19 protein-coding genes are annotated in these 22,313 nt (G+C 74.4%); 13 read left to right on the plus strand and 6 right to left on the minus strand.

Translation table 11 applies throughout. The features are described from left to right. Positions 1–433: 433 nt before the first annotated feature. The 8 genes from ABZ404_RS29995 to ABZ404_RS30030 are packed head-to-tail and all read left to right on the plus strand — an operon-like array spanning position 434 to position 10,493. Positions 434–1,228 carry a TIGR03084 family metal-binding protein gene (locus ABZ404_RS29995; protein ID WP_358991070.1) on the plus strand — a complete coding sequence of 265 codons (795 nt, stop codon included), beginning with the start codon at positions 434–436 and terminating at the stop codon, positions 1,226–1,228. Then, the gene (locus ABZ404_RS30000; RefSeq protein ID WP_358991072.1) at positions 1,228–2,910 is read left to right on the plus strand and encodes an acyclic terpene utilization AtuA family protein; all 1,683 of its coding nucleotides are present in this window, start codon (positions 1,228–1,230) and stop codon (positions 2,908–2,910) included. Before ABZ404_RS29995 ends, ABZ404_RS30000 begins: the two co-directional genes overlap by 1 nt. Next, on the plus strand, positions 2,907–4,508 hold the full coding sequence (locus tag ABZ404_RS30005) for a carboxyl transferase domain-containing protein (RefSeq protein WP_358836835.1): 1,602 nt from the start codon (positions 2,907–2,909) through the stop codon (positions 4,506–4,508). The genes ABZ404_RS30000 and ABZ404_RS30005 overlap by 4 nt, the downstream gene beginning before the upstream one ends. A 7-nt stretch (positions 4,509–4,515) precedes the next feature. Then, positions 4,516–6,426 (plus strand): biotin carboxylase N-terminal domain-containing protein, encoded by a 1,911-nt coding sequence (locus ABZ404_RS30010; protein ID WP_358836836.1) that lies wholly within the window; start codon positions 4,516–4,518, stop codon positions 6,424–6,426. Next, positions 6,423–7,574: an acyl-CoA dehydrogenase family protein gene (locus tag ABZ404_RS30015; protein ID WP_358836837.1), complete on the plus strand. Its 1,152-nt coding sequence runs from the start codon at positions 6,423–6,425 to the stop codon at positions 7,572–7,574. Before ABZ404_RS30010 ends, ABZ404_RS30015 begins: the two co-directional genes overlap by 4 nt. 20 nt (positions 7,575–7,594) lie before the next feature. After that, positions 7,595–9,184, plus strand: coding sequence for an AMP-binding protein (locus ABZ404_RS30020; protein ID WP_358836838.1), 1,590 nt, complete (start codon positions 7,595–7,597; stop codon positions 9,182–9,184). Further along, the gene (locus ABZ404_RS30025; protein WP_358836839.1) at positions 9,181–9,915 is read left to right on the plus strand and encodes an enoyl-CoA hydratase family protein; all 735 of its coding nucleotides are present in this window, start codon (positions 9,181–9,183) and stop codon (positions 9,913–9,915) included. The genes ABZ404_RS30020 and ABZ404_RS30025 overlap by 4 nt, the downstream gene beginning before the upstream one ends. Beyond that, a complete protein-coding gene (locus ABZ404_RS30030; protein WP_358836840.1) occupies positions 9,903–10,493 on the plus strand; it encodes a TetR/AcrR family transcriptional regulator in 591 nt (196 codons plus the stop codon). Before ABZ404_RS30025 ends, ABZ404_RS30030 begins: the two co-directional genes overlap by 13 nt. A 109-nt stretch (positions 10,494–10,602) precedes the next feature. On the opposite strand, the gene ABZ404_RS30035 is transcribed toward ABZ404_RS30030, so the two are convergent. Together ABZ404_RS30035 and ABZ404_RS30040 are read right to left on the minus strand one after the other, a co-directional pair. Continuing rightward, positions 10,603–10,863 carry a hypothetical protein gene (locus tag ABZ404_RS30035; protein ID WP_358833819.1) on the minus strand — a complete coding sequence of 87 codons (261 nt, stop codon included), beginning with the start codon at positions 10,861–10,863 and terminating at the stop codon, positions 10,603–10,605. 173 nt (positions 10,864–11,036) lie between these two features. Then, entirely contained in the window at positions 11,037–12,137 is a 1,101-nt protein-coding gene (locus ABZ404_RS30040) for a citrate synthase 2 (protein ID WP_358833820.1), read from the minus strand. 319 nt (positions 12,138–12,456) lie between these two features. Between ABZ404_RS30040 and pdxH the strand changes: the two genes are divergently transcribed. Further along, entirely contained in the window at positions 12,457–13,083 is a 627-nt protein-coding gene (pdxH, locus tag ABZ404_RS30045; protein WP_358833839.1) for a pyridoxamine 5'-phosphate oxidase, read from the plus strand. Positions 13,084–13,363: 280 nt separating this feature from the next. On the opposite strand, the gene ABZ404_RS30050 is transcribed toward pdxH, so the two are convergent. Then, positions 13,364–13,738: a VOC family protein gene (locus ABZ404_RS30050; protein WP_358833821.1), complete on the minus strand. Its 375-nt coding sequence runs from the start codon at positions 13,736–13,738 to the stop codon at positions 13,364–13,366. 58 nt (positions 13,739–13,796) lie between these two features. Here ABZ404_RS30050 and ABZ404_RS30055 point away from each other — a divergent pair, with 58 nt between their 5' ends. Both ABZ404_RS30055 and ABZ404_RS30060 read left to right on the plus strand, forming a co-directional pair. Then, entirely contained in the window at positions 13,797–14,288 is a 492-nt protein-coding gene (locus ABZ404_RS30055) for a GNAT family N-acetyltransferase (RefSeq protein ID WP_358833840.1), read from the plus strand. 182 nt (positions 14,289–14,470) lie between these two features. Beyond that, a complete protein-coding gene (locus tag ABZ404_RS30060) occupies positions 14,471–15,868 on the plus strand; it encodes a PAS domain-containing protein (protein WP_358833822.1) in 1,398 nt (465 codons plus the stop codon). Between the two features lie 602 nt (positions 15,869–16,470). On the opposite strand, the gene ABZ404_RS30065 is transcribed toward ABZ404_RS30060, so the two are convergent. Continuing rightward, positions 16,471–17,226, minus strand: coding sequence for an SIS domain-containing protein (locus tag ABZ404_RS30065; RefSeq protein WP_358833823.1), 756 nt, complete (start codon positions 17,224–17,226; stop codon positions 16,471–16,473). Between the two features lie 225 nt (positions 17,227–17,451). Here ABZ404_RS30065 and ABZ404_RS30070 point away from each other — a divergent pair, with 225 nt between their 5' ends. Beyond that, positions 17,452–18,144, plus strand: coding sequence for a metal-dependent transcriptional regulator (locus tag ABZ404_RS30070; RefSeq protein ID WP_358833824.1), 693 nt, complete (start codon positions 17,452–17,454; stop codon positions 18,142–18,144). A 763-nt stretch (positions 18,145–18,907) separates the two neighbouring features. After that, positions 18,908–19,792, plus strand: a complete 885-nt coding sequence (locus ABZ404_RS30075) for an alpha/beta hydrolase (RefSeq protein WP_358833825.1) — start codon at positions 18,908–18,910, stop codon at positions 19,790–19,792. A 10-nt stretch (positions 19,793–19,802) separates the two neighbouring features. Here ABZ404_RS30075 and ABZ404_RS30080 read toward each other — a convergent pair whose 3' ends face one another. Beyond that, positions 19,803–21,443, minus strand: a complete 1,641-nt coding sequence (locus ABZ404_RS30080) for a transporter (protein ID WP_358833826.1) — start codon at positions 21,441–21,443, stop codon at positions 19,803–19,805. Then, positions 21,440–22,273 carry an ABC transporter ATP-binding protein gene (locus ABZ404_RS30085; protein ID WP_358833827.1) on the minus strand — a complete coding sequence of 278 codons (834 nt, stop codon included), beginning with the start codon at positions 22,271–22,273 and terminating at the stop codon, positions 21,440–21,442. Before ABZ404_RS30085 ends, ABZ404_RS30080 begins: the two co-directional genes overlap by 4 nt. Positions 22,274–22,313: the final 40 nt, after the last annotated feature.

Consider the following 22,313-nt stretch of genomic DNA (forward strand, 5'->3'; position numbering starts at 1 on the left):
CGCGCAGTTCCCCGCGCCCCTTGGGGGGTCGGCCGCAGCCGGGGAACTTGGAGCGGCCACCAGTTCTTCAGGGGCGCGGGGAACTGCGCGAGAAGCCCCACCGGCCCGCAGCCAACGGACTACCCAGGGGCGCGGGGAACTGCGCGACAAGCCCCCACCGGCCCGCAGCCAACGGACTACCCAAGGGCGCGGGGAACTGCGCGACAAGCCCCCACCGGCCCGCAGTCAACCGACCGCCCAGGGGCGCGGGGAACTGCGCGAGCAACCCCCACTCAGCCGCAGACAGCAGCCGCGCCGAAAACAAAGCCCCGCTCAAAAAACCATGCAAGCACGCTTGCTTGTTTCCCGCACCGCTGCCATGCTCCCGCACACGAACACGAACACGAACACGACACGAACCCCCCCGCATCCCACCCCGAAGGGATCCCCCCCCGTGTCCGATCCGACCACCCCCGTGCTCGACGATCTGCGCGACGAAGGGGACGAACTCGACCGGCTCGTCGGGGCGTTGGGGCCCGGGGCGTGGCGGCTCGGTACCGCTGCCGAGGGGTGGACCGTGGCCCACCAGATCGCCCACCTCGCCTGGACCGACCGCGCCGCCCTGCTCGCCGTCACCGACGCCGACGCGTTCGCCGCCGAGGTCGAGAAGGCCGCCGCCGCCCCGGACTCCTTCGTGGACGAGGGCGCCGAGGAGGGCGCACGGCTGGCGCCCGACGCGCTTCTGCGGCGCTGGCGGGACGGGCGCGCCCGGTTGCGCGAGGCGCTGCTCGGCGCGCCCCCGGGCGCCCGCTTCCCCTGGTACGGCCCGCCCATGTCCACCGCCTCCATGGCCACCGGCCGCCTGATGGAGACCTGGGCGCACGGGCAGGACGTGTGGGACGCCCTCGGCCGCACCCGCGAGCCCACCGGCCGGCTGCGCCACGTCGCCCGGATCGGGGTGCGCGCGAGGGACTTCGCCTTCGCGGTGCGCGGGCTCGCCGCGCCGGACGAGGAGTTCCGGGTCGAACTCCTCGCCCCGGACGGCGAGACGCGCTGGACGTACGGCCCCGACACCGCCTCCCAGCGCGTCACCGGCCCCGCCCTCGACTCTTGCCTCCTCGTCACCCAGCGCGTCCACCGCGCCGACACGGCCGTACGCGCCGAGGGCCCCGACGCCGACCGCTGGCTCGACATCGCCCAGGCCTTCGCCGGGCCGCCCGGACCCGGACGTACGCCCCGGGGGGCCTGATGCGCCGTCCCCTGCGGATCGGCAACGCCTCCGGCTTCTACGGCGACCGCTTCGACGCCCTGCGCGAGATGCTCACCGGCGGCCCGCTCGACGTGCTCACCGGGGACTACCTCGCCGAGCTCACCCTGCTCATCCTCGGCCGCGACCGGCTCGGGGACGCCCGCCTCGGCTACGCCAGGACATTCCCCCGGCAGTTGGAGGAGTGCCTCGCCCTCGCCCATGAGCGCGGGGTGCGGATCGTCGCCAACGCGGGCGGGCTCAACCCCGCCGGGCTGGCCACGGTCCTGCGGGAGCTGGCCGCCCGCCTCGGCGTTCCCGCGCGTATCGCCCATGTCGAGGGGGACGCCCTGCCCCTGCCGCCCGGCGCGCTCACCGCCAACGCCTACCTCGGCGGGGCCGGCATCACCGCCTGCCTCGCCGCCGGGGCCGATGTCGTCGTCACCGGGCGGGTCACCGACGCGGCCCTGGTCACCGGGCCCGCCGCCTGGTGGCACGGGTGGGGGCCCGAGGAGTACGACGCGCTCGCCGGAGCCGTCGTCGCCGGGCACGTCCTGGAGTGCGGCACCCAGGCGACCGGCGGCAACTACGCCTTCTTCCGCGACCACGACGTACACCGTCCCGGCTTCCCGCTCGCCGAGATCCACGCCGACGGCAGCAGCGTCATCGGCAAACACCCCGGCACCGGCGGCGTCGTCGACCTCGGGACCGTCACCGCGCAGCTCCTGTACGAGACCGGGGGCGCCCGGTACGCCGGACCCGACGTCACCGCCCGGCTCGACACCGTGACGCTCACCCGGGACGGGCCCGACCGGGTGCGGATCAGCGGGGTGCGCGGCGAGGAACCGCCGCCCACGCTCAAGGTCGGCCGCACCCGCGTCGGCGGCTGGCGCAACGAGGTCGTCCTCGTCCTCACCGGCCTCGACATCGACGCCAAGGCCGCCCTCGTCCGCGCCCAGATGGAGGACGCCCTCGCCCGCGCCGCGTCCCGCCCCCGGCACGTGGAGTGGGAGCTGGCGCGCACCGACCGGCCCGACGCGGCCACCGAGGAGACCGCCAGCGCGCTCCTGCGGCTCGTCGTGCGCGACCCCGACCCGGACGCGGTGGGCCGGACCGTCAGCGGCGCCGCCGTCGAGCTGGCCCTCGGCAGCTACCCGGGCTTCCACGTCACGGCCCCGCCCGGAAAGGGCACGCCCTACGGGGTGTTCGAGGCGGACTCCCTCCCGGCGGCCGAGGTGGAGCACATCGCCGTGCTGCCCGACGGATCACGGCGGGCGCTGCCCCCGCCCGTACGGACACGCGTCCTGGAGGACGTCGAGGCGCCCCCGCTGCCCCCGCCCCCGCCCCCCGGCCCCACCCGGCGCGCCCCCCTCGGCCTGGTCGCCGGGGCCCGCAGCGGCGACAAGGGCGGGGACGCCAACGTCGGCGTGTGGGTGCGCACCGACGACGCCTGGGCCTGGCTGGCGCACACCCTCACCACGGACCGGCTGCGAGAACTCCTCCCCGAGTGCGCGGGTTTGGAGGTCGAGCGGCACGTCCTTCCCCGGCTGCGCGCCCTCAACTTCACCGTCCACGGCCTCCTCGGCGAGGGCGTCGCCTCACAGGCCCGTTTCGACCCGCAGGCCAAGGCGCTCGGCGAATGGCTGCGCTCGCGCCACCTGGACATCCCGGAGGTACTGCTGTGACGGTTCTGCCCACCGCGCTCGACACCGCCGGGGCCGACTACACCGCCCACCGCGAGGCCATGCTCACCAAGCTGGCCGAGCTCGACGCCGAGCACGCCAAGGCGCTCGCGGGCGGCGGCGCCAAGTACACCGAACGCCACCGGCGGCGCGGCAAGCTGCTCGCCCGGGAGCGGATCGAGCTGCTGCTCGACCCGGACACCCCGTTCCTGGAGCTGTCGCCGCTGGCCGCCTGGGGGAGCGACTATCCCGTGGGCGCCTCGATGGTCACCGGGATCGGGGTCGTCGAGGGCGTCGAGTGCCTGATCACCGCCAACGACCCGACCGTACGCGGCGGCGCGTCCAACCCGTGGACGCTGAAGAAGGCGCTGCGGGCCAACGAGATCGCGTACGCCAACCGGCTGCCCTGCATCAGCCTGGTGGAGTCCGGCGGCGCCGATCTGCCCTCCCAGAAGGAGATCTTCATCCCGGGCGGGGCGCTCTTCCGCGACATCACCCGGCTCTCCGCCGCCGGCATCCCCACCATCGCGGTGGTCTTCGGCAACTCGACCGCCGGCGGCGCGTACGTACCCGGGATGTCCGACCACACCGTCATGATCAAGGAGCGGTCGAAGGTCTTCCTCGGCGGGCCGCCGCTGGTGAAGATGGCCACCGGCGAGGAGAGCGACGACGAGTCGCTGGGCGGCGCCGAGATGCACGCCCGCACCTCCGGCCTCGCCGACCACTACGCGGTGGACGAGCACGACGCCCTGCGCCAGGCCCGGCGGATCGTCGCCCGCCTCAACCACCGCAAGGCGCACCCCGACCCGGACCCGGTGTACGAGCCGCCGAAGTACGACGAGGACGAGCTGCTGGGGATCGTGCCGGGGGATCTGAAGACCCCCTTCGACCCGCGCGAGGTCATCGCCCGGATCGTCGACGGCTCCGACTTCGACGAGTTCAAGCCGCTCTACGGGCCCAGCCTGGTCACCGGCTGGGCGCGGCTGCACGGCTATCCGGTCGGCATCCTCGCCAACGCCCAGGGCGTGCTGTTCTCCGCCGAGTCGCAGAAGGCCGCCCAGTTCATCCAGCTCGCCAACCAGCGCGACGTCCCGCTGCTGTTCCTGCACAACACCACCGGCTACATGGTCGGCAGGGAGTACGAGCAGGGCGGGATCATCAAGCACGGCGCCATGATGATCAACGCGGTCAGCAACTCGAAGGTGCCGCATCTGTCGGTGCTCATGGGCGCCTCCTACGGCGCCGGGCACTACGGCATGTGCGGGCGCGCCTACGACCCCCGCTTCCTCTTCGCCTGGCCCGGCGCCAAGTCGGCCGTCATGGGGCCGCAGCAGCTCGCCGGGGTCCTCTCGATCGTCGCCCGCGCCTCCGCGCAGGCCAAGGGGCAGCCGTACGACGAGGAGGCGGACGCGGGGCTGCGCGCCATGGTCGAGCGGCAGATCGAGGCCGAGTCGCTGCCGGTGTTCCTGTCCGGCCGGCTCTACGACGACGGCGTCATCGACCCCCGCGACACCCGCACGGTCCTCGGCATCTGTCTGTCCGCCGTCCACACGGCCCCGGTCGAAGGCGCGCGCGGCGGCTTCGGCATCTTCAGGATGTGAGGCGCTGATGATCCAGTCCGTTCTTGTCGCCAACCGGGCCGAGATAGCCTCCCGGGTCTTCCGCACCTGCCGTGAGCTGGGCATCTCCACGGTCGCCGTGCACTCCGACCCGGACGCGTCGCTGCCGTACGTCCAGGAGGCCGACGCCGCCGTGCGGCTGCCGGGGGCCGCGCCCGCCGAGACGTATCTGCGCGGCGAGACGATCGTGAAGGCCGCCCTCGCGGCCGGCGCGGACGCCGTGCACCCCGGATACGGGTTCCTCTCCGAGAGCGCCGGGTTCGCGCGGGCCGTCCTCGACGCGGGGCTCACCTGGATCGGCCCGCCCCCGGCGGCCGTCGAGGCGATGGCCTCCAAGACCCGCGCCAAACAGCTGATGGCGGCGGCCGGGGTGCCGCTGCTCGCCCCCGTCGACCCGGCGAAGGCCACCGACGCCGACCTGCCGCTCCTGCTCAAGGCGGCGGCGGGCGGCGGCGGACGCGGGATGCGGATCGTCCGTGAACTCGCGGCCCTGGACGCCGAGTCGGCCGCCGCCTCCGCCGAGGCGCGGTCCGCGTTCGGGGACGGCGAGGTGTTCGCGGAGCCGTACGTGGAGCGCGGGCGCCACGTCGAGGTGCAGATCATGGCCGACGCGCACGGCACGGTCTGGGCGCTGGGCACCCGCGACTGCTCGCTCCAGCGCCGCCACCAGAAGGTCATCGAGGAGGCCCCGGCGCCCGGACTGCCCGAGGCCGTGCGCACCCGGCTGCGCACGGCGGCCGTGGCCGCCGCCCGGGCCGTCTCCTACCGGGGCGCGGGCACGGTCGAGTTCCTGGTGGACTCCGAAGGCCGGGTGTACTTCCTGGAGATGAACACCCGCCTCCAGGTCGAACACCCCGTCACCGAGGCCGTGTTCGGCGTCGACCTGGTCGCGCTCCAGCTCCACGTCGCCGAGGGCGCGGCCCTGCCCGCCGAGCCGCCCGAGCCCTCGGGGCACGCCGTCGAGGCGCGGCTGTACGCGGAGGACCCGGCGGGCGGCTGGACCCCGCAGACCGGGGTGCTGCACCGGCTCGACGTCCCCGGGGTCCGTCTGGACCGGGGCTACGGCGACGGCGACACCGTCGGCGTCCACTACGACGCCATGCTCGCCAAGGCCGTCGTCCACGCCCCCACCCGCGCCGCCGCCGTCCGTACCCTGGCCCGTGCGCTCGAACGGGCCCGCGTGCACGGGCCCGCGACCAACCGCGACCTGCTGGTGCGCTCCCTGCGCCACCCGGACTTCACCTCCGGCCGCGTCGACACCGGCTTCTACGACCGGCATCTGGCCGCCCTCACCGAACCGCTCCCGGGTGAGGCGCACGCGGCCCTCGCCGCCGCCCTGGCGGACGCGGCGGGCCGCGCCTCCCGCTTCGGCGGGGCCTGGCGCAACCTGCCGTCCCAGCCGCAGACCAAGCGGTACGGCGACCACGAGATCCGCTACCGCCTCACCCGCCGGGGCCCGGAGGCCGAGGACTTCCCCGAGGTGCGCGTCCTGGCATGCGCGTCCGGCCGTGTACGGCTCGAAGTGGACGGGGTGGCACGGGACTTCCGCGTCGCCCGGTACGGCGACCGGGTGTACGTCGACACCCCCACCGGCTCGTACGCGCTGACCGCGCACCCCCGCTTCCCCGCCCCCGGCGGCCCGCCCGCCCCCGGCTCGCTCCTCGCGCCGATGCCGGGCGTCGTCGTCCGGGTCGCGGACGGGCTCGCCGAAGGGGCCGAGGTCACCGCCGGGCAGCCGCTGATCTGGCTGGAGGCGATGAAGATGACCCACCCCATCACCGCCCCCGCCACCGGCACGCTCACCGCGCTCCACGCCGCCCCCGGCCGCCAGGTCGAGGTCGGCGCCCTGCTCGCCGTCGTCCAGGACGCCCCCGTCGCACAGGAGGACCAGCCGTCATGAGCCCCGTACCCAGCAGTGCCCTGGAGAGCCCGGAACTGAAGGACCTGCGGGCCGCCGTCGCGGCCCTGGGGCGGCGGCACGGCCGAAGCCACCAGCGCGAGGCGCTGTGGGCCGAGGCCGCCGGGCTCGGCTACCTGGGCGTGAACCTGCCCGAGGAGTACGGCGGCGGCGGCGGCGGCATGGCCGAGCTGTCCCTCGTCCTGGAGGAGCTGGGCGCCGCCGGGTGCCCGCTGCTGATGATGGTGGTCTCGCCCGCGATCTGCGGCACGGTCATCGCCCGCTTCGGCACCGAGGAGCAGAAGCGCGCCTGGCTGCCGGGGCTCGCGGACGGCTCGCGGACCATGGCCTTCGGCATCACCGAGCCCGACGCCGGGTCCAACGCGCACCGCATCACCACCACCGCCCGGCGCGACGAGGAGAGCGGCGGCTGGATCCTCACCGGCCGCAAGGTCTTCGTCTCCGGCGTGGACATCGCGGACGCCACCCTGATCGTCGGCCGTACCGAGGACGCGCGGACGGGAAGCCTCAAGCCGTGCCTGTTCATCGTCCCGCGCGACGCCCCGGGCTTCCGGCGCTCGCGGATCGACATGGAACTCCACGCCCAGGAGAAGCAGTTCGAGCTCGTCCTGGACGACGTGCGGCTGCCCGCCGGGGCGCTGGTCGGCCACCAGGACGCCGGGCTGCTCCAGCTCTTCGCCGGGCTCAACCCCGAACGGATCATGACGGCCGCCTTCGCGATCGGCATGGGCCGCTACGCGCTGGGCCGGGCCGTCGCGTACGCGCGCGAGCGGCAGGTGTGGAAGGCACCCATCGGCGCCCACCAGGCCATCGCCCACCCGCTCGCCCAGGCGCACATCGAGCTGGAGCTGGCCCGGCTGATGATGCAGAAGGCGGCCGCGCTCTACGACGCGGGCGACGACGCGGGCGCGGGCGAGGCCGCCAACATGGCCAAGTACGCGGCGGCCGAGGCCTGCGTCCGGGCGGTCGACCAGGCCGTGCACACCCTCGGCGGCAACGGCCTCACCCGCGAGTACGGGCTCGCGGCGCTGGTCACGGCGGCGCGTGTGGCGCGGATAGCGCCGGTCAGCCGGGAAATGATCCTCAACTATGTCTCGCACCGGACGCTGGGGCTTCCCAAGTCGTACTAGCCGTACTAGGGAGTGCCCCCATGGTCTTCTCCAGCGAGTACCCGCCCGTCGAGACCGTCGACGCCCCCATCCACGAGGCCGTCCTCGGCCACGCCGCCCGGTACGGCTCCGCCCCGGCCCTCGTCGACGGCACGGACCCGACGGGCTCCGCCACCGTCTCGTACGACCTGCTCGACGCCCGGCACCGCCGGGTCGCCGCGGCCCTCGCCGAGGCCGGGCTGCGCAAGGGTGACGTGCTCGCCCTGCACAGCCCCAACTCGGTGCTGTTCCCGGCCGTGTTCTACGGGGCGACGCGCGCCGGGGCCTCGGTCACCACGGTCCATCCGCAGGCCACGGCCGAGGAGTTCGCCCGGCAGATCGCGGACTCCGCGGCGCGGTTCGTCGTCACCGTCGCGCCCCTGCTGGAGACGGCCCGCCGCGCGGCCGAACTCAGCGGCGGCATAGCGGAGATCTTCGTCTGCGACCGGGCCGAGGGCCACCGCTCGGTCCTCGACATGTTCGCCTCCACCGCCCCCGAACCCGTGGTGGAGTTCGACCCCGGCGAGGACATCGCCGCCCTGCCCTACTCCTCGGGCACCACCGGCGCCCCCAAGGGGGTGATGCTCACCCACCGCTCGATCGCCACCAACCTCGCCCAGCTCGCCCCGCTCGTCCCCATGAAGAGCGGCGACCGCATCCTGGCCGTGCTGCCGTTCTTCCACATCTACGGCCTCACCGCGCTGCTCAACGCCCCGCTGCGGTCCGGCGCCACGGTCGTGGTGCTGCCGCGCTTCGACCTCGGCCAATTCCTCGCGGCCATCGAGCGCCACCGCGTCACCGGCCTCTACGTGGCCCCGCCGATCGTGCTCGCCCTCGCCAAGCACCCGGCGGTCGCGCGGTACGACCTCTCCTGCCTGGAGTACGTCGTCAGCGCCGCCGCCCCGCTGGACGCCCGGCTCGCCGCCGCCTGCTCGGCCCGGCTGGGGCTCCCGCCGGTGCGGCAGGCGTACGGGATGACCGAGCTCTCGCCCGGCACCCACGCCGTCCCCCTGGCGGCGCAGGACCCGCCGCCCGGCACCGTCGGCAAACTGCTGCCCGGCACCGAGATGCGGCTGCTGTCCCTGGACGACCCCGGCCGCGACGCGGCGCCGGGCGAGCGGGGCGAGATCGCCGTCCGGGGCCCGCAGGTCATGAAGGGCTACCTCGGACGGCCCGACGCCACCGCCGAGATGATCGACGCGGACGGCTGGGTGCACACCGGCGACGTCGGCCGCGTCGACGGCGACGGCTGGCTCTTCGTCGTCGACCGCGTCAAGGAGCTCATCAAGTACAAGGGCTACCAGGTGGCCCCGGCCGAACTGGAGGCGCTGCTGCTCACCCACCCCGCCGTCGCGGACGCGGCGGTCGTCGGGGTGTACGACGAGGACGGCACCGAGATCCCGTGCGCCTGCGTCGTACGGGCACCGGGCGCGCCGGAGCTCACCGCCGAGGACGTCATGGCGTACGTGGCCGGGCGCGTCGCCCCGTACAAGAAGGTCCGCCGGGTGGAGTTCGTCGGCGCGGTGCCGCGCGCGGCCACCGGCAAGATCCTGCGGCGCGAACTGAGGGAACGGCGAAAGGGCAGCGCATGACCTACGTACAGCGGGCGCGGGAGCGGGGCGTCGAGACCCTCACCCTCGACTCGCCCGCCAACCGCAACGCCCTGTCGGCGGGACTCGTCGGCGAGCTCGCCGCCGCGCTGGCCGACTGCGGCCGGGACCCGGGCGTCCGGGCCGTCCTGCTCACCCACACCGGCCCGGCCTTCTGCGCGGGCGCCGACCTGAAGGCCCCGCCCGACCCCGCCGACCTCGTGGCGCTGCTGCGGGCGCTGGTGGAGCTGCCCAAGCCGGTCGTGGCGCGGGTGACCGGACACGTCCGGGCCGGCGGGCTCGGGCTGCTCGGGGCCTGCGACATCGCGATGGGAGGCCCGGACTCCTCGTACGCCTTCACCGAGTCGCGGCTCGGGCTCGCCCCCGCCGTGATCTCCATGCCGCTGCTGCCCCGCATGGACCCGCGCGCCGCCGGGCGCTACTACCTCACGGGGGAGCGGTTCGGGGCGGCCGAGGCGGCACGGGCCGGGCTGCTCACGGAGGCGGCCGAGGACGTGGACGCGGCGCTCGTGCCCGTCCTCGACGGGCTGCGCCGGGCCTCCCCGCAGGGCCTGGCGGCGTCGAAGGCACTGGTCACGGCTACCGTGGTGGAGACCTTCGACCGCTGGACGCAAGAGCTGAGCGCGCGATCGGCGGCCCTGTTCGCCTCGGACGAGGCGCGGGAGGGCGTCACCGCGTTCCTGGAACGACGGGATCCCGTATGGGTGTGGTGACGTCCGCCGCCAAGAGCCCCAAGCAGGACCGCAGCCGGGCGACCCGGCAGCGCCTGCTGGAGGCGGCGGTCGCCTGCCTGGCCGAACACGGCTGGACGGGCTCGACGGTGTCGGTCGTGGCGGAACGGGCCGGCGTCTCGCGCGGCGCGGCGCAGCACCACTTCCCCACCCGCGAGGACCTGTTCACGGCGGCCGTCGAGTACGTCGCCGAGGAGCGCTCCTCGGCGCTGCGGGCCCTGGGCCCCACCGACCGCCGCACCGTGGTCGCGGGCCTGGTCGACCTGTACACCGGCCCGCTGTTCCGGGCCGCGCTGCATCTGTGGGTGGCCGCCGCCAACGAACCCCAACTGCACGCGCGCGTACGGGAGCTGGAGGCCCGGGTGGGCCGGGAGTCGCACCGCATCGCGGTGGCGCTGCTCGGCGCGGACGAGTCGGTGCCGGGGGTGCGCGAGACGGTCCAGGGGCTGCTCGACATGGCCCGGGGCCTGGGCCTCGCCAACCTCCTCACCGACGACGCGGCGCGGCGGGAGCGGGTCGTGGCGCAGTGGGCGGAGCTGGTGGACGGGGCGCTGGGGTGAACCCGCGGCCCGGCCGGCCACCGGGCCCGCGGACGGGACGACGGGCCCGGGCGCGCCCAGGGAAGCGGGGCGGGCCGGGGCGGACGACCGCCCCGGCCCGGCCCGTCGACTAGGAGGCGCGGCCGTCCGCGTCCTCGCACATCTTGGCCTTCTTGCGCAGGGCGTCGGCCTGCTGGTGCGCCCTGGCGGCGGCGGTGCGCTCGCCCAGGTGCTTCAGCTCCTCGGCCTTCCGGTCGAGCTGGGCGGCCTGCTGACGCAGCTCGGCCGGCTTGCAGATGATCACGCCGGCCTGCGCGGCGGGCGCGGCGGTCACGGCCAGACCGCCGGCGAGCAGCGCGGCGGAGAGGACAGCGGTCACGGTACGACGCATGGGTACTCCAAATCCCGGGCCCGAAAAGCCCGTTGTGGGGTGGACTGGTACCCGAAACCCTATCCAATCCGGCCACCTAAATGATCAAGGGGGGGGTCGGGCGGGGGCAGATACGCGTGCGGCGCCGCCCCCGTCCCCGGGGCGGCGCCACACGTACGGCTGCGGGAGCGGGCTCAGGCCCGGATGTCCCCGTACCCCTCCACCTCGCGCGGGTCGCGCGGGCCCGGGCCGATGTAGCGGGCCGAGGGGCGCACCAGGCGGCCCGTCCGCTTCTGCTCCAGGATGTGGGCCGACCAGCCCGCCGTACGGGCGCAGGTGAACATCGACGTGAACATGTGCGCCGGGACCTCCGCGAAGTCCAGCATGATCGCCGCCCAGAACTCCACGTTCGTGGCGAGCACCCGGTCGGGGCGGCGGGCGTGCAGCTCTTCGAGGGCGGCCTTCTCCAGCGCCTCGGCGACCTCGAAGCGGGGCGCGCCCAGCTCCTTGGCGGTACGGCGCAGCACGCGCGCCCGGGGGTCCTCGGCGCGGTAGACGCGGTGGCCGAAGCCCATCAGCCGCTCGCCCTTGTCCAGGGCCTTCTTCACGTACGCCGTGGCGTCGCCGGTCCGCTCGATCTCCTCGATCATGCCGAGCACGCGGGAGGGGGCGCCGCCGTGCAGCGGGCCGGACATCGCGCCCACCGCGCCGGAGAGCGCGGCGGCCACGTCGGCGCCGGTGGAGGCGATGACACGGGCGGTGAACGTCGAGGCGTTCATGCCGTGCTCGGCGGCGGAGGTCCAGTAGGCGTCGACCGCCTTGACGTGCTTGGGGTCCGGCTCGCCGCGCCAGCGGATCATGAACCGCTCGACGACGGACTCGGCCTTGTCGATCTCGCTCTGCGGCACCATCGGCAGCCCCTGGCCGCGCGCCGACTGGGCGACGTAGGAGAGCGCCATGACGGCGGCGCGCGCCAGGTCGTCGCGGGCGGTGCGCTCGTCGATGTCGAGCAGCGGCTTCAGCCCCCAGACCGGGGCGAGCATCGCCAGCGCCGACTGCACGTCGACGCGGATGTCGCCGGAGTGGACGGGGATGGGGAACGGCTCGGCGGGCGGAAGCCCGGGGTTGAAGGCGCCGTCGACCAGCAGGCCCCAGACGTTCCCGAACGACACGTGGCCGACGAGATCCTCGATGTCGACGCCCCGGTAGCGCAGAGCACCGCCTTCCTTGTCGGGTTCGGCGATCTCCGTCTCGAACGCGACGACTCCTTCAAGTCCGGGTACGAAGTCGGACATCAGGCGGCTCCTCGTGATGCTTGCGACAGCTGCGGGAATGGGTCGGGCAGGGGGGCGCCCCTCCCCCCGTGATGCCCCGTGCGCGGTGGAAAGTCACCCACCGGGTCGTAGGGGGGCCACAGTGGCCCAGCGGAGAGTTTGGCGGGTCCGACGGGTGCGGGGAAGCGTGACATCCGGCACACTGCCCCATTTGCCACGCGGAGGGTTGGCGACCCTCCGTGCCGGGAAAGCTGACACGCCGTGCCATGCGGGGACGGCCGGGCGCGCCCGCGCCGCCCTGCGGCAGGATGACGCCGTGACCGATCACGACCCGGCCGCCATGCGCCGCCAGTACCGCACCACGCTCCTGGACGAGGCGGACCTCGCCGCCACCCCCATGGCCCAGTTCGCCCGCTGGTTCAAGGAGGCCGTCGCCGGGGGGCTGCACGAGCCGAACGCCATGGTCGTCGCCACCGCCACGCCCGACGGCGGGCCGTCCACGCGCACGGTCCTGCTGAAGGCCTATGACGAGGGCGGCTTCGTCTTCTACACGAACTACGCCTCCCGCAAGGGCCGCGAACTGGCCGCGAACCCCCGTGTCTCCCTGCTCTTCCCCTGGCACCAGATCTCCCGCCAGGTCATCGTGACGGGCACGGCGGCGCGCGTGGCACGGGAGGAGACCGAGGCGTACTTCCGGGTCCGCCCGCACGGCTCGCAGCTCGGCGCCTGGGCGAGCCCCCAGTCGGCCCCGCTCGCCTCCCGCGCGGAGCTGACGACGCGGTACGAGGAGCTGGCGGCCCGCTACCCCGAGGGCACCGAGGTCCCGCTGCCGCCGCAGTGGGGCGGTTTCCGGGTGGCGCCGGAGACGGTGGAGTTCTGGCAGGGCCACGAGAACCGGCTGCACGACCGGCTGCGCTATGTGCCCGCGGCCCCGGACACCTGGCGGGTGGAGCGGCTGGCCCCGTGACCCGTCCGTGCGGGGCCCGGAGCGTCCACGGGCCCGGGCACGCGGAAACCCGCGGGCTCGGGTTCCTCCGGAGAGGAGCCGGCCGGACGTACCGGCGAGCCCGCGGGTCGGTGACTGCTGGGAATTTCGGCCGGCGACGTGCCGGCACCACACAGAGTGTGCGACTGGCAGGCGCTAGCCCGCAGTCACCTCACGCGTCCGGTATCCATACATCTGCCGAACCACCTCCCTTCTCGTGTGCACCACACATTAGGAAGCCGCGCGCGGCGCGACAACCGAATTATTCGGCCCGTTCCCCGGCCGACCGCTCGACGCAGAACTCGTTGCCCTCCACGTCCGCGAGCGTCACCCAGCCCGAGCCGTCGGGACGGCGGTGGTCGCCGACCAGGGTGGCGCCGAGGGCGAGCAGCCGGTCGACCTCCTCGTCACGGGTGCGGTCCTGGGGCTGGAGGTCGAGGTGGACGCGGTTCTTCACGGTCTTGGCGTCGGTGACCGTGACGAACAGGAGCGTGGCGCCCTCGGCGGTCACCAGGGCCTCCGGGTCGCCTGGGAAGTCCTCGTCACTGATCTTGCCGTCGAGGACCGCGGCCCAGAAGGTGGCCAGGGTGTAGGCGTCGGTGCAGTCGAACGTCGTATGACGTACAAGAGAGCTCATGAGCGTCACTATGTTCGAAGAGCCCGGTGCGGAAAAGGGCTTTACGCGCGCGTGGGCGATGGCCGGCGCGCGGACCGACCTGGAACCCCTGCGGACCGCCCACGCCGAGGAGATGGCCGGCGTGCTCGCGGACCCGGCCCTGCACCGCTTCATCGGCGGCGCCCCCGACACCCCCGGGGAACTGCGCGCCCGGTACGCGCGGATGACCGCCGGATCCGGCGACCCGGCCGTGCACTGGCTCAACTGGGTCGTCCGGCTGCGGGCGGAACACCGCGCGGTGGGTACGGTCCAGGCCACTGTGGACAGCGGCACGGCCGAGATCGCCTGGGTCGTGGGGACGCCCTGGCAGGGGCGCGGGCTCGCCACCGAGGCCGCGCGGACGCTCGTCGCGGGGCTCGCCGCGCGCGGGGTGCGCCGCGTCGTCGCGCACATCCACCCCGATCACCCCGCGTCCGCCGCCGTCGCGCGCGCCGCGGGACTCGCCCCGACCGACGGGCGCCAGGACGGCGAGGTGCGCTGGAGCGCGGAACTCAACCCCCGGAAACCCTGAACCGGGGCGCCGCGGCGCGCCCTTCTCCCCCTCGCCCGGGCGACGAAAAACGATCCCTCCGCTCCGGCGATTTCGGGGAAGTCGCTGTGGGATGCGTCACGTTCCAGTTCAATGATCTGACGCGCGTCGGTGCGTCGGCGCGTCGGTGTGACGCGGCGACACGTCCTGCAGGGGGTGCCAGGATGAGTGCTTCCCGGAGTGAGACCACCAACGCCCTCGGTCCCGATGAGCCGGACCGGGGCGACGACCACGGCCCCGGCGGTACCCTCGGGCCCGAGCCCGGCGGCGACCTGCTCGCCGCGCTGCTCGACGGCATGGACGCCGCGCTGTGCGCGTTCGACGCGGCCGGCGTGGTCACCCACTGGAACCGCGAGGCCGAACGGATCCTCGGCTGGAGCGCCCGGGAGGCCGTCGGCCGCCGGGGCTTCGCCGGCTGGGCGGTCCGGGCCGCCGACGCGGACGACATCCAGAGCCGCCTGATGGCCGCGATGGAGGCGCCCGGCCGCCAGGTGCACGAGTTCGCGCTGCTGACCAAGGACGGCGGACGGGTGCTCGTACGGACCCAGTCGGCCGGAGTCCGGGGCGCGGACGGCGAACCGGCGGGCGTGTACTGCGCGTTCAGCGAGGTGCACGCGCAGATCGACCTGGAGCGCGCCATCGCGCTCAGCGAGGCCCTGTTCGAGGACGGCTCGTCGGGCGTCGTCCTGGTGGACGTGGACCTGCGCCCCACGGTCGTCAACGCGTACGCGGCACGGGCGCTCGGGACCGGCCGCGTCACCCTGCTCGGCCGTCCGCTGGGCGAGCTGATCACGCAGGGCGTGGAGGAGCTGGAGAACGCCCTCCACCACGTCCTCGCGGAGGGCCCGCCCACCTCGCCCGCCGAGCTGTGGGTGACGCTGCGCACCGCCGAGGGCGAGCGCCGGTGCTGCTGGCGCAGCGGCTTCCTGCGGCTGGCCTCGCCGCTCGCGGAGGAGCCGGTACCGCTGGGGGTCGCCTGGCTCTTCCAGGACGTGACCGACGCGAAACTGGCCGAACAGGAGGCGGACCGGCTGCGCTTCCGCTGGAACCAGCTGTACCGGGCGGCGCGTACGGCCGCGGAGTGCGAGGACCCGGAGGAGGCGGCGACGGCCCACCTCGACTTCGCGCTCGCCGGGTTCGCGGAGCACGCGCTGGTGGACCTGGTGGTGGACGGGGCGGCGGGGGAGCGGCTGGTCCGGACGGCCGCGTCCCCCGCGAGCGCGCCGGGCCCGGTCGCGGCGGTGGCGGGCGGCGGGTTCCCGGTGCGGTACGCCCCCGGCCACCCCGCGCTCCAGGCGCTCGACCGGATCGGCTCGGTCCGGGCCAGCGGGGAGGGGAACTGGGGCCGCGAGCGGCAGTGGCCCCCCGACGCGCGGCACGCCCTGTGCACGGTCCTGCGCAGCCGGGGCCGCACGCTGGGGGTCCTCACGTTCCTCCGGGGCCCCGGCAGACCGGCGTTCGAACGCCCGGACGCGGTGTACGCGGAGAGCGTGGCGGTACGGGTAGCGGCATCCCTGGACCTGTCCCGGACCCTGTCCTCCAGGACTCCGCCGGGGGCGTAGGGGGTTGCGAGGGCGGTGCGGAGCCGGGTGCGGCTGGGCGGCTGATGGGCTGACCGCGCAGTTCCCCGCGCCCCTGGGGGGTCCGTTTTTGCCTGCGGGCCGGTGGTGGGTTGCTCGCGCAGTTCCCCGCGCCCCTTGGGGGGTTCGGGTCCGGTTTTTGGGTGCGGGCCGGCGGTGGGCCGGTCGCGCAGTTCCCCGCGCCCCTGGGGTGTCCGGGGCCGGTTTTTGTGTCCGGCTGGTGGTGGGTCGGCCGCGCTGTTCCCCGCGCCCCTAAAGGCCTGTGGCTGAGCCAATTGTTCGGGCTGCGGGCAACCCGCTAGGGGCGCGGGGAACTGCGCGACCAGCCCCCACGACCTGCGGACGAAGTCCGGCCTTTTGAGGGGCGCGGGGAACTGCGCGACCAGCCACCCACGACCCGCACACGAGGTCCGCCTTGGAGGGGCGCGGGGAACTGCGCGACCAGCCACCCACGACCCGCACACGAGATCCGCCTTGGAGGGGCGCGGGGAACTGCGCGGGCAACCCGGCACGGTCCGCAGGCGAAGTCCGGCCTTCGAGGGGCGCGGGGAACCGGAGCCGGCCCGCGGCCCCAGTCGCCCCAGCTAGTGCCGGAAGAAGATCCGGTCCCCGTACTCCGCCAGCACCCGCCCGTTCCACTCGTGGCCCCCGTCCACATTCCCCGACCGCAGCAGCGGCGGTTCGATGCCGCGCTCCGCGAGGGACTCCGCGGCGGCGGCCATCATCGCCTGCATCAGCGCGCTCGTGACCACCGTCGACGCCGGCGCGAACGGCGCCGGGACCGCCTCGTGGGTGAGTTCCGCGTCGCCGATCGCGATCTTGCTGTCGAGGACGATGTCGCAGTGGTCGCGCAGGAACGTCCCCGAGACGTGCCGCGACTTCGTGCCCTCGGTGTACGCCAGCGACGTGACCCCGATGACCTTCAGCCCCAGCGCCCGCGCGTTCATCGCCATCTCGACCGGCAGCGAGTTGCGCCCGGAGAGCGAGACGACCACCAGGACGTCGCCGGGCTTCGCGGGGCTGGAGTCCAGGACCGCCCCGGCCAGCCCGTCCACCCGCTCCAGCGCCGACCCCAGCGTCGCGGGCGTCACGTCCACCCCGACCGTGCCCGGCACCGCGAGGAGGTTCATCAGGGCGAGGCCCCCCGCCCGGTAGACCACGTCCTGCGCGGCCAGCGAGGAGTGCCCGGCGCCGAAGGCGAACAGCCGGCCGCCCGCCGCCACGGTGTCCGCGATCGCGGTACCGGCGGCGGCGACGTTCCCGCCCTCCTCGTCCCGTACCCGCTGGAGCAGCCCGATGGCGGCGTCGAAGAACTGACCGGCCAGTTTGCTCTCGCTCATCGCCTGGGCCCTTTCCGGGGGAATGCTGGGGAATGGGAATAGTCCGTGCCGCCGCACACGTTGCGGTCTGGACCATTGCCGTGTCAATACGCCCGTCATCCGCCCCGCCGCGGTCCGTCGCGGGTGCCGTACGCGGCCGGGGCACGGTTGTCAGTGCGATGCGTCAGAATTGAGCCAGGGCCAGCGCACGAGTGTTTTCGACATTCACAGCATCGAGGGGCACGTATGTCCGGACTGATCGACACGACGGAGATGTATCTCCGCACCATCCTCGAGCTTGAGGAAGAGGGTGTGGTCCCCATGCGCGCCCGGATCGCGGAGCGACTCGACCAGAGCGGGCCGACCGTGAGCCAGACGGTCGCGCGCATGGAGCGCGACGGCCTGGTCCAGGTCGCGGGCGACCGGCATCTGGAGCTCACCGAGGAGGGCCGCCGGCTGGCCACCCGCGTCATGCGCAAGCACCGGCTCGCCGAGTGCCTGCTGGTCGACGTGATCGGCCTGGAGTGGGAGCAGGTGCACGCCGAGGCCTGCCGCTGGGAGCACGTGATGAGCGAGGCGGTGGAGCGCCGCGTGCTGGAGCTGCTGCGCCACCCCACCGAGTCCCCGTACGGGAACCCGATCCCCGGCCTGGAGGAGCTCGGTGAGAAGGCCGAGGCGGACGCCTTCCTGGAGGACGGCATCATCAGCCTCAGCGAGCTCCGGGCGACGGACGACGGCATGACGGTCGTGGTGCGCCGCATCGGCGAGCCGATCCAGACCGACGCCCAGCTGATGTACACCCTGCGTCGCGCGGGCGTGCAGCCCGGCGCGGTCGTCAGCGTGACCCCCTCCCCGGGCGGCGTCCTGGTCGGCAGCAGCGGCGAGGCCGCGGAGCTCGGCGCGGACGTGGCCTCCCACGTCTTCGTGGCCAAGCGGTAGGCCGGTCTTCCGGAGACGGGGGCGGTGTCGCGCGGGTGCGCGGCGTCGCCCCCGTTTCCTTTGGGGCACAAGGGAGTTGAGGGAAGGGTCCGGGTACCGTTTCCGCCCGTTCTTTCCGGTCGGATCGGCAGCGGGCGGGCGGTTCGCGTGCCACGCTGTCGGGTGAGGCATATGACCTGAAGGGCCCGAAGGAGCCGAAGGGCGCACGGCCCGCGAGGGGAGGGTGGGGACCATGCCGGAAGCCGCATCCCGCCGAGCCGCGCCCCGCACGGCACCGCCCCGCACGGCACCGCCCCGCACGGCACCGCCCCGCACGGCACCGCCCCGCACGGCACAGCCCCGCACGGCACCGGCCCACCCGCCATCGTCCGGCGCGCCTTCGTCCCGTACGCCTTCGTGCCGGACGCCTTCGTCCTCCCGTAGGCCTTCGTCCCGTACGTCTGCGTCCCGTACGGCCGTGCCCCGGGGGACAGCAGAGGGCCCCGGCGCCCTGCGGCGCCGGGGCCTGCCCTCCCCGGTGCTGACCCGGAGCCCCGAGCTCTCGGGGTCAGCTCCCTCGGGCCGGCCGGTCTGTCCCACCGTGGCCGCCCGCCTCCCGCAGAAGATCTCCCCTCGGGGCGGCCCGTCAATCCTTGAGAGCGGTCACTCGAACGAGGGGTGTTGCGCGAGAGACGCGAGTTTTCGAATACGGGTTCGATATCCTGCGGTGAACTGACTCCAGAGCGACCGAGAGCTTCGGGGGCCGAAGGGGGTGCCAGGACACATGGTGCGACGCAGCGACGTGACGGGATCCGATGGCGTACGCCTCGCTGCCTGGGAGTTCGCGGACCCGCCCAAGGACCGCGGGGAGAGCGACCGGGCCGCCCCCGGGGTGTTACTGCTCCACGGACTGATGGGCCGCGCCGCGCACTGGGCGCCCACCGCCCGCTGGCTCGCCGAGGAGCACCGCGCGGTCGCCCTCGACCAGCGCGGCCACGGCCGCAGCGACAAGCCCCCCGAGGGCCCCTTCACCCGCGAGGCCTTCGTGGCGGACGCCGAGGCGGCGATCGAGCAGCTGGGCCTCGCCCCGGTCGCCCTCGTCGGCCACTCCATGGGCGCCCTCACCGCCTGGCAGCTCGCCGCCCGCCGCCCCGACCTGGTCCGGGCCCTGGTCATCTGCGACATGCGCGCCTCGGCGCTCGGCGCGGCCTCCCAGCGCGAGTGGGAGGACTGGTTCACGTCCTGGCCGCTCCCCTTCGCCACGCTCGCGGACGTACGGAAGTGGTTCGGCGAGGACGACCCGTGGGTGGAGCGCCCCAGTCCCGCGCGCGGCGACTTCTTCGCCGAGGTGATGGCCGAGCGCGGGGACGGCTGGCGCCCGGTCTTCTCCCGCCGCCAGATGCTGAGGGCCCGCGAGACCTGGGTCTTCGACGCGCACTGGGAGGAGCTGGCGCAGGTCCGCTGCCCCACCCTGGTGGTCCGGGGCCTCGACGGCGAGCTCGGCCGCGCCGAGGCCCAGGAGATGGTCCGCGTCCTGCCCCAGGGGAGGTACGCGGAGGTGGACGGCGCCGGCCACCTCGTCCACTGCGACCGGCCCGAGGCCTGGCGGGCGGCGGTCGAGCCGTTCCTCCACGAGACGGCCGGACACCCGGTCCCGTCGAGCCCCTGAAGCAGTCGGATCAGCCCCGGCTGACCGCCGCGAGGATCTCCGGCAGCCGCTTCGCGGTGCGCGGGGCCGCCGCCCGCAGCCCGGTGTACGCGACGAGCACCGCGTACACCGCTCCCAACGGCAGCAGCAGCCACAGCGCGCCGTGCCGGTCCGAGACGTGCAGCCAGACCGTCAGGGCGATCAGCGGCGCGCAGAGCAGCGCGCTGGCGAGCATCCCGCCGAGGATCGCCAGGGACGCGATCCCGCCCTGGCCCGGTGCCACGTTCTTGCGGCTGTCCTGCGGGATCGAGTACGGAAACAGCGCCGAGGCGACCGCGCCCGTGCCCAGCATCGCCCCGAGCAGCGCCAGCGAGAGCCCCAACGCCTGCGGGAAAGCGCTCCAGTTGCCGACCAGCGAGGCCGTGACCACCGCGACCAGGAGCGTGTACGGCACGGTCACCAGCGCGATCGCCAGGGCGCGGGCGCGCAGCTCAAGGAAGGCGTCCCGGGGCGTGGAGAGCGTCTGGACGACCATCCAGAACGCCGAGGTGTCCTGCCCGAACTGGTTGGCCATCTGGGCGCCCAGCATGAACGCGCCGAACGAGGCGAAGTAGACCGTGCCGTTGCCCTGGAGGGCGTTGACGACCGGGACGATCAGACCGAGGGCGAGCGAGGTGATCCACGCCGCCTTGGTCTTGGGGTCGCGCCAGGCGTACCGCAGGGTGCGCAGCATCACGGTGCCGGTGCGGCCCTCGGGCAGCAGCGCTGCCAGGCCCGGTCGGCCCCCCTGCGCGCGGGCGGAGTCGGCGGGGCGCAGGGTGGAGCTGTCCGGGCTCGTCATCAGCCGGACCAGCGAGCCCTGCCAGGCGTACAGCAGGGCCGCCAGCGCCACCGCGGTGAGGAGGAGCTGCGCGGCGGCCCGTCCGTACGCGCCCTCGCTCGTCGCCTCGACCGCGCCGAGCGCGGCGGCGGGCGGCAGCCAGCGCACCACGTCCGCGACCGGGTCCAGGGCGCTCAGACCGCCGGAGTCGCCGAGCTTCTGCACCCCGAAATTGACGGCCTGGAAGCCGACGGCGATCACCAGACCGCTCAGGACGGCGAGGTCGCGGCCCTTGCGGGAGGTCAGCAGACGGGTGTTGGCGGTCGCCACCGTCCGCGCGAGCGCCACGCACACCAGGATCGCCAGCGGTACGGCGACGACCGCGACCCCGGCCGCCGCCGCGCCGTGCGCCACCGCGAGCGCCGCGCCGAGCGCGAGGCAGAGCGTGAAGAGCGGTCCGATGCCGACCAGGGAGGCCGTCAGGAGCGCCACGATCAGCGGACGCGGACGCAGCGGCAGCATCACCAGCCGGGTCGCGTCCAGCGTCTCGTCGCCGCTGGGGAAGAACAGCGGCATCACCGTCCAGGCGAGCGCGAGGACGGCGGCGACCAGGACGGCCACCGTGCCCGCGTGGGCGTCGCCGCGCAGCGCCACCAGACCGAGCAGCTGGAGGGCGGCGAAGAGCAGCGCGAGGACGACGGAGGTGATGTAGGCGGCGCGCCGCCCGCCGGACTGGCGCAGGCCGTTCCTGAGCAGCGACAGCTTCAGCCGGACGAAGAGCGGGACGAGAGAGGCCGCGCCCGGGGCCGAGGGCGCCGTGTGCGCGGTGGGGGTGGGGTGCGTGGTGCTCATCGGGCCGCACCGCCGCCGAGCCAGTCGAGGGTGTCGCCGGTGTCGCGGCCGTGGGCGCCCACGAGTTCGAGGAAGGCGCTCTGGAGCGAACTCGCGCTCCCCCGCACCTCCGCGAGCGTCCCCTGCGCGCGGATGCGCCCCGCGGCCATCACCGCCACCCAGTCGCACAGCGACTCCACGAGCTCCATGACGTGGCTGGAGAAGACCACGGTCGCGCCGGAGGCGGTGTAGCGCTCCAGGACGCGGCGGATGGTCGCCGCCGACACCGGGTCGACGCCTTCGAACGGCTCGTCCAGGAAGAGCACTTCGGGGTTGTGCAGCAGCGCCGCCGCGAGCCCGATCTTCTTGCGCATCCCCGTCGAGTAGTCCACGACGAGCTTGTGCTGGGAGCCCGCCAGGTCCAGCACGTCCAGGAGCTGGGTGGCCCGCTTGTCGACCTCGGCGCCGGGCAGCCCGCGCAGCCGGCCGGTGTAGCCGAGCAGTTCGCGGCCGGTGAGGCGCTCGAAGAGCCGCAGGCCCTCGGGCAGCACGCCGATCCGGGACTTCACCGCCACCGGGTCGCGCCACACGTCGTGGCCGCCGATCTCGACGGTGCCCCGGTCGGGGCGGAGCAGGCCGGTCACCATCGACAGGGTGGTGGTCTTGCCCGCCCCGTTCGGCCCGACCAGGCCGATGAACTTGCCCGTCGGCAGCTCCAGATCGATGCCCGCGACGGCGATCTGGTCGCCGAAGCGCTTCCACAGATCGCTGACCCGGACGGCGGGCGGCAACTGCCCCGCGGGTGCCGGTCCCGCCGGAGCGGTGCCGCCGTCGAATGTCTGGTCGGGCATGGTGGTGCGCCTTTCGTCCCCGTCCGTACGTCTGTCCGTA

Source organism: Streptomyces sp. NPDC005878, assembly GCF_040629815.1.
GTDB lineage: Bacteria > Actinomycetota > Actinomycetes > Streptomycetales > Streptomycetaceae > Streptomyces.

What these genes read in the sequence shown, in the direction of transcription:
- ABZ404_RS30000 (WP_358991072.1), top strand. Translation starts at nt 1,228, where the DNA reads ATGCGCCGTCCCCTGCGGATCGGCAACGCCTCCGGCTTCTACGGCGAC.
- ABZ404_RS30010 (WP_358836836.1), top strand. Translation starts at nt 4,516, where the DNA reads ATGATCCAGTCCGTTCTTGTCGCCAACCGGGCCGAGATAGCCTCCCGG.
- ABZ404_RS30015 (WP_358836837.1), top strand. Translation starts at nt 6,423, where the DNA reads ATGAGCCCCGTACCCAGCAGTGCCCTGGAGAGCCCGGAACTGAAGGAC.
- ABZ404_RS30020 (WP_358836838.1), top strand. Translation starts at nt 7,595, where the DNA reads ATGGTCTTCTCCAGCGAGTACCCGCCCGTCGAGACCGTCGACGCCCCC.
- ABZ404_RS30025 (WP_358836839.1), top strand. Translation starts at nt 9,181, where the DNA reads ATGACCTACGTACAGCGGGCGCGGGAGCGGGGCGTCGAGACCCTCACC.
- ABZ404_RS30030 (WP_358836840.1), top strand. Translation starts at nt 9,903, where the DNA reads ATGGGTGTGGTGACGTCCGCCGCCAAGAGCCCCAAGCAGGACCGCAGC.
- ABZ404_RS30035 (WP_358833819.1), bottom strand. Translation starts at nt 10,863, where the DNA reads ATGCGTCGTACCGTGACCGCTGTCCTCTCCGCCGCGCTGCTCGCCGGC.
- ABZ404_RS30040 (WP_358833820.1), bottom strand. Translation starts at nt 12,137, where the DNA reads ATGTCCGACTTCGTACCCGGACTTGAAGGAGTCGTCGCGTTCGAGACG.
- pdxH (WP_358833839.1), top strand. Translation starts at nt 12,457, where the DNA reads ATGCGCCGCCAGTACCGCACCACGCTCCTGGACGAGGCGGACCTCGCC.
- ABZ404_RS30050 (WP_358833821.1), bottom strand. Translation starts at nt 13,738, where the DNA reads ATGAGCTCTCTTGTACGTCATACGACGTTCGACTGCACCGACGCCTAC.
- ABZ404_RS30055 (WP_358833840.1), top strand. Translation starts at nt 13,797, where the DNA reads ATGGCCGGCGCGCGGACCGACCTGGAACCCCTGCGGACCGCCCACGCC.
- ABZ404_RS30060 (WP_358833822.1), top strand. Translation starts at nt 14,471, where the DNA reads ATGAGTGCTTCCCGGAGTGAGACCACCAACGCCCTCGGTCCCGATGAG.
- ABZ404_RS30065 (WP_358833823.1), bottom strand. Translation starts at nt 17,226, where the DNA reads ATGAGCGAGAGCAAACTGGCCGGTCAGTTCTTCGACGCCGCCATCGGG.
- ABZ404_RS30070 (WP_358833824.1), top strand. Translation starts at nt 17,452, where the DNA reads ATGTCCGGACTGATCGACACGACGGAGATGTATCTCCGCACCATCCTC.
- ABZ404_RS30075 (WP_358833825.1), top strand. Translation starts at nt 18,908, where the DNA reads ATGGTGCGACGCAGCGACGTGACGGGATCCGATGGCGTACGCCTCGCT.
- ABZ404_RS30080 (WP_358833826.1), bottom strand. Translation starts at nt 21,443, where the DNA reads ATGAGCACCACGCACCCCACCCCCACCGCGCACACGGCGCCCTCGGCC.
- ABZ404_RS30085 (WP_358833827.1), bottom strand. Translation starts at nt 22,273, where the DNA reads ATGCCCGACCAGACATTCGACGGCGGCACCGCTCCGGCGGGACCGGCA.